9 protein-coding genes and 1 tRNA gene are annotated in these 9,403 nt (G+C 34.0%); all 10 read right to left on the bottom strand.

Annotation, left to right across the window (positions count from 1 at the left end):
• A partial coding sequence (locus ACU68U_RS05060) for a GTP-binding protein (RefSeq protein ID WP_446762861.1) occupies positions 1 to 223 on the bottom strand: 223 nt, incomplete at its 3' end.
• 11 nt (positions 224 to 234) lie between these two features.
• Complete coding sequence (gene fusA / locus ACU68U_RS05055; protein WP_446762860.1) at positions 235 to 2,322, bottom strand: elongation factor G; 2,088 nt, start codon at positions 2,320 to 2,322, stop codon at positions 235 to 237.
• A gap of 28 nt (positions 2,323 to 2,350) precedes the next feature.
• Positions 2,351 to 2,821, bottom strand: coding sequence for a 30S ribosomal protein S7 (gene rpsG / locus ACU68U_RS05050; protein ID WP_002835373.1), 471 nt, complete (start codon positions 2,819 to 2,821; stop codon positions 2,351 to 2,353).
• 109 nt (positions 2,822 to 2,930) lie between these two features.
• The gene (rpsL, locus tag ACU68U_RS05045) at positions 2,931 to 3,344 is read right to left on the bottom strand and encodes a 30S ribosomal protein S12 (RefSeq protein WP_002835374.1); all 414 of its coding nucleotides are present in this window, start codon (positions 3,342 to 3,344) and stop codon (positions 2,931 to 2,933) included.
• Positions 3,345 to 3,475: 131 nt separating this feature from the next.
• Positions 3,476 to 4,324 (bottom strand): ABC transporter ATP-binding protein, encoded by an 849-nt coding sequence (locus ACU68U_RS05040; protein WP_446762859.1) that lies wholly within the window; start codon positions 4,322 to 4,324, stop codon positions 3,476 to 3,478.
• A complete protein-coding gene (locus ACU68U_RS05035; RefSeq protein WP_446762858.1) occupies positions 4,324 to 6,768 on the bottom strand; it encodes a hypothetical protein in 2,445 nt (814 codons plus the stop codon). Before ACU68U_RS05035 ends, ACU68U_RS05040 begins: the two co-directional genes overlap by 1 nt.
• A gap of 10 nt (positions 6,769 to 6,778) precedes the next feature.
• The gene (locus tag ACU68U_RS05030) at positions 6,779 to 7,063 is read right to left on the bottom strand and encodes an isoleucyl-tRNA synthetase (protein ID WP_446762857.1); all 285 of its coding nucleotides are present in this window, start codon (positions 7,061 to 7,063) and stop codon (positions 6,779 to 6,781) included.
• 102 nt (positions 7,064 to 7,165) lie between these two features.
• Positions 7,166 to 7,969, bottom strand: a complete 804-nt coding sequence (locus ACU68U_RS05025; RefSeq protein WP_446762856.1) for a metallophosphoesterase — start codon at positions 7,967 to 7,969, stop codon at positions 7,166 to 7,168.
• A gap of 45 nt (positions 7,970 to 8,014) precedes the next feature.
• Positions 8,015 to 8,090: transfer RNA gene (locus tag ACU68U_RS05020), tRNA-Lys, on the bottom strand.
• A gap of 100 nt (positions 8,091 to 8,190) precedes the next feature.
• Positions 8,191 to 9,390 carry a diphosphate--fructose-6-phosphate 1-phosphotransferase gene (locus ACU68U_RS05015; protein WP_446762862.1) on the bottom strand — a complete coding sequence of 400 codons (1,200 nt, stop codon included), beginning with the start codon at positions 9,388 to 9,390 and terminating at the stop codon, positions 8,191 to 8,193.
• Positions 9,391 to 9,403: the final 13 nt, after the last annotated feature.

Below are 9,403 nucleotides of genomic sequence, written 5' to 3'. Positions count from 1 at the left end.
TTTCTGTTTCGTATTCTACGTGAGAAGTGTTGATTGTGATTCCTCTTTCTCTTTCTTCTGGTGCTTTGTCGATGTTAGCGTAGTCTACGAATTCTCCTGAGCCCATTCTCTTGTTTAATACAAGTGTGATTGCTGCTGTTAATGTTGTTTTACCGTGGTCTACGTGACCGATTGTACCAATGTTTACGTGTGGTTTATTTCTTTCAAATTTAGCTTTACTCATTTATAAGCCTCCTATTTATTATTCTTTTTTCCTATAACTTCTTCTGAAATTGAGTTAGGAACTTGTTCATAATGATCGAATTGCATTGAATATGTTGCACGACCTTGAGTTTTTGATCTTAAGTCTGTTGCATATCCAAACATTTCTGCCAATGGAATAAACGCATCTAATACGTGTACACCATTTTTAGGATTCATACCGTCAATCTTACCTCTTCTTGATGAAACGTCTCCCATTACATCTCCCAAATATTCATCTGGAGTTGTGATTTCAACTTTCATCGCTGGTTCCAATAAGATTGGTTTTGCTTTAGCAACTGCTGCTCTGAAGCCCATAGATCCGGCAATTTTATATGCCATTTCTGATGAGTCGACATCGTGGTAAGAACCATCTAAAAGAGTAATCTTCATGTCAAGCATTGGATATCCACCTAAGATACCTGTTTGAGCTGCTTCTTCAGCACCTGCTTGAACTGATGGGATGTATTCTTTTGGAATAGCACCACCGACAATTGCGTTAACAAATTCGATACCATTTGATTCTTCTGGGTTGTCAAGTGGTTCAACTCTAAGAGTACAATCACCGTATTGTCCACGACCACCTGATTGTTTAACGTATTTTCCTTGAGCTTCAGCTGCTTGAGTGATTGATTCTCTGTAAGCAACTTGTGGGTTACCAATGTTAGCTTCTACTTTGAATTCACGTAAAAGTCTATCAACGATAATTTCAAGGTGAAGTTCACCCATACCAGAAATGATAGTATCGCCAGTTTCTTCGTCTGTGTATGTTCTAAATGTTGGGTCTTCTTCTGCAAGTTTTGCAAGAGCGATACCCATTTTTTCTTGACTTGCTTTTGTTTTAGGTTCGATTGCTACAGAAATTACTGGATCTGGGAATTCCATGTTTTCAAGGATAACTTCGCTATCCATATCACATAAAGTGTCCCCTGTTGTTGTATCTTTTAAACCGATGATAGCTACGATGTCTCCAGCGTATGCTTTTTCGATTTCTTCACGCTTGTTAGCGTGCATCATTAAGATACGACCAATTCTTTCTCTCTTACCTTTTGTTGAGTTGTAAACATAGCTTCCTGATTCAACAGTTCCTGAGTAAATTCTTGTGAATGCAAGTTTACCAACGTATGGGTCTGTTGCGATTTTGAATGCTAATGCTGCAAATGGTTCTTCATCTGATGATTTTCTTGTAGTTGGTTCATCAGTTTGAGGATCTACACCTTTGATGTCAGGTACATCAATTGGTGCTGGCATATAATCAACGATAGCGTCCAATAATGGTTGAACACCTTTGTTCTTATATGCAGAACCACAAAGTACAGGGTTCATTGCATTAGCAATTGTTGCAGTTCTTATAGCTCTTTTGATTTCTTCTTCAGTTAATTCTTCACCTTCAAGGTATTTTTCCATTAACTCTTCATCGTGTTCTGCTATGTTTTCTAATAATTCTGCTCTATATTGTTCAGCTACTTCTACTAAGTCACTTGGAATATCTTCAACAGTGAATTCTGTTCCTAGTTCGTTTTTGTAGATATTAGCCTTCATTGTAATAAGATCAACTACACCTACGAATTTATCTTCAGCTCCGATAGGAATTTCGATAGGTACAGCATTTGCTCTCAATCTTTCTCTAATAGTGTCAACAGACATAAAGAAATCAGCGCCTGTTGCGTCCATTTTATTGATGAAGCAAATTCTTGGTACGCCATATTTATCAGCTTGTCTCCAAACAGTTTCTGATTGTGGTTCTACACCGCTTTTTGCATCGAATAAAGCAACTGAACCGTCAAGAACTCTAAGAGATCTTTCTACTTCAACTGTGAAGTCAACGTGACCCGGTGTATCGATAATATTGATTCTGTTACCTTTCCAGAAACAAGTTGTTGCTGCAGAAGTAATTGTAATACCTCTTTCTTGTTCTTGAACCATCCAGTCCATTTGAGCGGCACCGTCGTGAGTGTCCCCAATTTTATGGATTTTACCTGAATAGTATAAAATACGTTCAGTAACTGTCGTTTTACCGGCATCAATATGGGCCATTATACCAATGTTTCTTGTATCTTTTAATGAAACTTGTCTAGCCATTTTTTCTCCTTACTTACTTTCCGATAGATTAGTATCTATAATGTGCAAAAGCCTTATTAGCTTCAGCCATCTTGTGTACGTCTTCTCTCTTCTTAACTGATGCACCAGTGTTATTAGCTGCATCCATGATTTCTTTAGCTAACTTTTCAACCATAGTTTTTTCACCACGAGCTCTTGTATAAGTTGTTAACCATCTCAAACCTAAAGTTTGTCTTCTTTCTGGTCTAACTTCGATAGGAACTTGGTAGTTAGCTCCACCTATTCTTCTAGTCTTAACTTCTAAGATAGGCATAATATTGTTCATTGCTTTGTAGAATACTTCAAGAGCATCTTCTCCTGTAGTTTCTTTGATAATATCAAAAGCACCATAAACAATTTTTTGGGCAGTACCTTTTTTTCCGTCTAACATAATGTTGTTGATAAGCTTAGTAACTGTCTTATCATCGTAAACTGGATCTGGCATTACCTCTCTTTTTTGAACATGTCCTTTTCTTGGCACTTCGCTTCCCTCCTTACTATTTAGTATTTCTCAGGTACTCGAATTACATCGCTGTGCTATAAATGTATATTAAAATCTTTTATTCACACTAATACCTTTTGTTTTTGTTTTATTTCTTTGGTTTCTTAGCACCGTACTTTGAACGACCTTGCATTCTGTTTTGAACAGCTGCAGTATCCAAAGCACCTCTGACAATGTGGTATCTTACCCCTGGTAAGTCCTTTACTCTACCACCTCTGATTAATACAACACTGTGTTCTTGTAGGTTGTGTCCGATACCTGGAATGTAAGATAAAACTTCCATACCATTAGTTAAACGAACTCTGGCAACCTTACGAAGTGCTGAGTTAGGCTTTTTAGGAGTCATAGTTCTTACTGAAGTACATACGCCTCTTTTTTGAGGTGAGTTAGCTTCTGTATAGCTTTTTTTGATGCTGTTGAAGTTACGACTCAAAGCTGGTGAATCAGATTTGTAAGTTTTAGATTTTCTTCCTTGTCTTACTAATTGATTAATTGTTGGCAAATTTTCCACCTCCTGAAATTTTTTTATGCATAAAAAAAGAATATACAAGATATTCTTATTTATCCTTGTATATTCTATCATTAACATTATGATATGTCAAACAAATTCTTAGTTTTTTGCATATTTTTATTTTAAATTCCGAAAATTTCTTTGTATCGTTCTTGAGAAGTTTTCGAACGTCTTTTGATATCCAAAATCTCAATATTATTTTCTATAATAACAGACAAAATATCATTAATACTACTGTTGTTTAAGCTTATCATATTTTTGTCCATATTAAAACCCTTTGATCTCAAAACAGATGATAATTTTTCGTTATCACTTGAAATAATTTCTATGAATTTTTCATTTTCCAAAACTTCTTCCAAAATTTTCCCGTCTTTTAAGAACAAAATATTATTGGTGATTTCATCGATATCGTTTAAAGAGTGACTGGATATTAGAATCCCCTGTCCGTCTTTTGCTTTCTTCTTTATAAGAGCCATCATCTTTATAACGCTAGTTGGATCAAGACCCGAAAGCGGTTCGTCAAGCAAAATAATATCTCTTTGTGGCAAGAAATCCATCGCGAGCATCAACTTCTTTTTCATTCCCAACGAATACGACCCAGTTTTACTCTTTACGAAACTTTCGATTCCTATTTCTTTGATTACCTTGTCCACATCATCCTTGGTTCTTTTATACACATTTTTGATGTAGTTTAGATAATCCATGCCGTACAAGTTTTCGTCTAGGATTTTCTCATCTTTAAAAAAAGAAATATGATTGAAAATCTTCTCATCCTTAAACTCCTTGCCGTCTACCAATACTTGTCCGCCATCTCTTTTCAATAGATTGGTCATGGTATTCATCAAAGTTGTCTTGCCAGAGCCATTCGGTCCTACCAAAGCTTTGATTTGTCCTTTTTCAATACTAAAAGATATATCGTGAAGTATCTTTTTCTTTCCGTAACTTTTTTCAATATTTACTACTTCTAACATTATTTCCTCCTGCCAAATGAAACTCTACCCAATACATAAAACAATATTGAACTAATCACAAGAACTACAACAGCCATCACCATCGTGTAAGAATTCTGTCTTATCAACGCCGACAAAAATCCCGTAGATACAAATCCCGAATCCACATAGTTGAATGGAATAAATGATCCAATTATTCCCATGTATTTAATTGCAGTAAATGGAATTATCAACGCAATTATGGATATTAATATCGTAAATAGTTTGTTAGTAGCAGTGTACATAGAATTTACAAACATGCTGATAAATATTGTGAATAATACAGATATCGCAAAGGATTCTAGTATATACACCAGAAATGGACCAACATTTGAGTAAATAATTCCACCGTCCACAATATAGTTAATAATTGGAAAATCACTGTCTTTAAATCCACCGATAAAACCTCCAGCTAAGAATAATACCAAAGCCGCCATGATGTTTATACCCATACCATATATTACGCTTTCTATAATTTTTGACTTGTACGATTTTGTTCGACTTACAGGAAGTACCGATTTTAGTTCAAGCTGCTTATTCGATTTGATAATCGTAGATGTGAATAGAAGTAACGCAAATATTATTAAAATCACATTAAATTTGAGATAAAAATAATCATGTAGCATCGCAAAAGCATTAGTTCTCTCAGATATACCATGAGTAATATAGTAGTTGATTTTAGGCAAAACTCCTTTGAAACTATCCACATCAAAAGGATTATAATCTATTCCCAATTCTGGAATATAATATTTGTCAGTTGGCATGATGTTATTGGTTATCATGTATTTTTGTTTGAAGAAAGCTCCTTCAAGGGCAAAATCGTTGAATACGTCCACCATTCCAGTTGTTTTGCTAGCTGCACCATTATGAAAAACAACATTAAACTCAGTTACCCTTTCCTTATTCAAATTGTTGAACTTTTGAGGAGATTTGTATCTATTTTCATAAGCTTCGAAGTATTTGTTCTCTTTTTCGCAAAATTCCAAAGCATCTGAATGAGAATCTATCATTTCATTTGCTCTTTTGCTATTGCCGTATTTTGCCTTAATCTCATCAATATACCTATATTCCCAATTTTCCTTAGTAGAATTAAGATCGTTATATTCTTTAATTTGAGTGGAATTAAAATTATGCCAATTGTTTTGTAAACAGATATTTCCAACCAAAATAGCACACACGACAAACAATATCAAAAACCCATTAAATGATAGAACACAGTTTTTCATGGAACCTTTTAAACTGAATACATTTCGCTCTTTGTATGTATCATGAGATGTGAATTCTTTTCTCCTGTTCAAAAAAATCGTACCTATTGCTGTTATCAAAAGCATAACCACTGTAGCAATCACCGGTTTTATCGAAAACGACTTAAACAAGCTTAGAGGATTGTATGCATGATTGAAAAAGTTAAAATCAACCAATAGCAAACTCATTATTAAAACCAAAGTAAAGTACTTTACTTTGGTGTTTTGTATAAGTTTATCAACAAAAGAAAACGCAAATCCAAACGCCATAGTGATTAACGCAAAAGGAAATACACTCTTAAAAAATGTGGACAAAGGCGTTCTCATAACGTATGAGTATTCGCGTATCGAACCACCCCTGTCTTGAACAGTCCTAATAACAAATGTAGAATCGTAGTGATATGATAAATCGCCCACGCCTTTTCCAGTTATTAAAGATGCCACAAATACTGTCAACAATGAAATGAAAATGTACATCACAATCATACACATAATAATACCAAAATCGTTCGCTACATCCTTGATTTTGGAATTCGATGTTACGCTGGTTATATCATCTTCTCTCATTGCGAAAATCATCACAAAACCTAGTAGTATTATTGGCACAGCTCCAAAAATCACACCAGCTTCATCAAATATCACTTTGCTGAAACTGTGATTGTCATTCTCGTCAATCAATCTATCTTCTACTGAGTTTCTCTCTTTCAAGAAATTTATGTAGCCTTCTCCTCTCAGTACAGCTCTCCTGAGCTCCTTAGGATTATCCATGTTCTCGTCTGTATTGTACTTATTATTCAGAGCATCCAATTCATTAGTGTACTTTATGATATCCTTTTCATTATAACTAGACTTGTTATACTTGTAGTTTTCGTCAAGCCCATGAGCTTTCATCAAGTTTTGTAGTATATTTTTCCCTTCAATTAGATACGCTTTGTGGTTTTCGTAGCTCTCCTTATCTGGTTCTTCCGGTGTTATTTTCTTCCAATTAGTTTTTTTGATGACGACCTCATCCCAACTTATATTATTAGAAATGGACATATGATCTGAAATAAGAAAATCAAAAGCATGGTTGGTTGTATTAAAATGTAGAAAAAAGGCGACAATACCCATAGTTATAGAAAACAGAATCAAAAATGGAATCATTTTATATCTGTATAATTTTTTTAGTTTGTAAATAAACATTTTTGTCTCCTTATTGTTTCTTTAAATTCCCAGAGTATCTGTAATACAACCTACCCTCTTCTTCATAGTCTGAACGTATTGATTTTTTCAGTACTCCCTTGTAGCCAGATTTTTCATATTCCATTTCTCCGCCTACATTTTCATGTGATACTGAAATGTACTTATAATCGTCATCGACTTCTATCCCTGAACTCGAAATCGTTTCTGATTTGTTTACAAGACTAGCATTAAGTCCAGCTATTACAACAAATACTACAGCCATAGTTGCAAATAGCTTTTTCATTGAGTATTTCATATTGTCCCCTTTCGTTGTCAAGTAATAATTGATTTACCTTTAATTATATTTTAGTACAATAAAATAAAAAAACAATAGTTTTCCAAGCATTGTATACTTTTCTTAACTATTGTTGATTTTTGTTAATTTTATTAAATTAATTTCTGGTCGATTAAATATCCTTGGAACTACGGTCTTTTCCTTAGCAAGTCCTCGTGATATTATAAGTGTATAATCGTTGCTATACATTCCCCCTGCATATTTTGGAAACAAACCTTGTCCCGGCGATATAATTCCATTTAAGATATAAGGAATCCTCCATTGTCCACCGTGAGTGTGCCCCGATATCATCAAATCAAAATTCTTCAGGTTTTTCTTGAAATAATAATCTGGTTTGTGAATCAAACATATATTAAAATTTTCTGAATTTAATTTTTCATCTAAAACGTCTAATTTGTTTTCATAATCATCCAATATTTCTCCAGATGAATCGTCCACTCCGATAAGTTTAATGTTGTTTGATAAGAACACTTCTCCATTATCGAGAATTTGCACATTATATTTTCTGATTGTCTCATCTATTTCTACCAGATTTTCTATTCTTTTTTCGTGATTTCCGTGAACGTAGTATATCTTTTTACCCAGTTGTTGCAATTGTTCCAGTAATTCAAATGCTTTTTTGGGTTTTAATTTGTCATCTACAATATCTCCACCCAACAAAATGACATCACAATCAAAGGATTTTATTTTATCCATTAATTTCTTTTGATTTATTCCATAATCGCATGAATGAAGATCCGATAAGAATAATATGTCCATATCACGGTCAATCTTTTCAGATTTTATTTCGTATTGTACTATGTTGATTTTGTACGATATCGATATTAATAAAAATAATAATATCAATGCGGATACAATTAAATACATTTTTCACCTCAAATTAAAAAAACCGAGCTACAAAAGCTCGGCTATTGGTGGCTCATCCGGGACTCGAACCCGGGACACCCTGATTAAAAGTCAGGTGCTCTACCATCTGAGCTAATGAACCACGACTACCTTTCTATGATAGCACAATAATATTGTTTTGTAAAGTGTTTTTTACAATTTTTTAAAAAAGAGCAGAATTATTACCAACTCTGCTCTTGATTTTACAATTTCACAATATCTTCTTTGTCGAATGCAAAGTATTGTGCAATTCCATTTTTGTATTCTACGTCGATTTCCCCTTCAATTAAAGGAAGAATGTAGTCCATAAATTCGTCGTCGATTTGAAAATGGCTGTCTGTGTATTTTGGAATTATCATTTTGGTTTTGTTGGCAACTTTTTCTATATCGACAAGTTCGAATTCTGTCTTGTAAGGTTTGTTGGAAATTCTTTTGATTCCAACCATTTTACCTGAATGATTTTCTACACATTCTACAGAAAATTCTCCAACTTCAAATGATTCTTCAATGTCTGTCTTGGATGCAAATGACATGTCACATCTTTGAAGTATGTTGAGTTCGATACTTCTAATCGGCATATCGTAAATTTCTTTTAATTTATCTCTGATTATGTGAGATGGTCCTTGCAATTGTGCATGGCCGAACTTGTCTTTCTTTCCAGATGTTTTGGATATGAAGTTATTTGAAGAATCTTTAATACCTTCACTTACTAAAATCAAAATATTATCAGTCCTTTTGAAGTTCTCATTGATTTCTTTGACTAGGTTATCAAATTCAAATGTATCTTCACTTATATACACAAGATCTGCTCCAAGGTTACAAAGTTTTTTGGAGATTGCTCCTGCTGCTGTTAACCATCCAGCGTATCGTCCCATGATTTCAACAATAGTTATAGTTCTGTAGTCGTAAATTTCGACATCTTTAGCTATTTCATAGACAGAATTTGCTACAAACTTCGCTGCAGAACCAAATCCTGGTGTATGGTCAGTTCCGAATAAATCATTGTCGATTGTTTTCGGAGAGCCCATTACATGAATATCTTCTCCAATTTTTTCGATGTATTTGGATAATTGATACACTGTGTCCATTGAGTCATTACCACCAATGTAGATAAAATAATTAATGTCAAATGATTTCAAAATTTCCACGATTTTTGCAAGTTTTTCTTCGCTATCTACTTTGTATCTGCAAGAACCCAATGCACTTGCTGGAGTGATTTTTAATCTGTTCAAATCTTCATCTGTTTTGATTTGTGCTTTCATATCTATGATTTTAGAATCTAGCAATCCTTGCACACCGTATAAGGCTCCGTACACATTGTCAAATCCTAGCTCAATTGCTTTTTTATAACAACCAGCCAATGTTGCATTGATGGCACATGTCGGTCCACCTGATTGTGCTATTAATAAGTTTTTG

The sequence above is a fragment of the Finegoldia sp. P3-F-LR genome, from assembly GCF_052932165.1.
Note: the sequence above shows the minus strand (reverse complement) of the source record. Positions and strands in the feature narration are given on the sequence as shown.

Bases quoted from the DNA above. Each gene is read 5' to 3' on its own strand.
- fusA (WP_446762860.1), bottom strand. From the start codon at position 2,322: ATGGCTAGACAAGTTTCATTAAAAGATACAAGAAACATTGGTATAATG.
- ACU68U_RS05040 (WP_446762859.1), bottom strand. From the start codon at position 4,324: ATGTTAGAAGTAGTAAATATTGAAAAAAGTTACGGAAAGAAAAAGATA.
- ACU68U_RS05035 (WP_446762858.1), bottom strand. From the start codon at position 6,768: ATGTTTATTTACAAACTAAAAAAATTATACAGATATAAAATGATTCCA.
- ACU68U_RS05030 (WP_446762857.1), bottom strand. From the start codon at position 7,063: ATGAAATACTCAATGAAAAAGCTATTTGCAACTATGGCTGTAGTATTT.
- ACU68U_RS05025 (WP_446762856.1), bottom strand. From the start codon at position 7,969: ATGTATTTAATTGTATCCGCATTGATATTATTATTTTTATTAATATCG.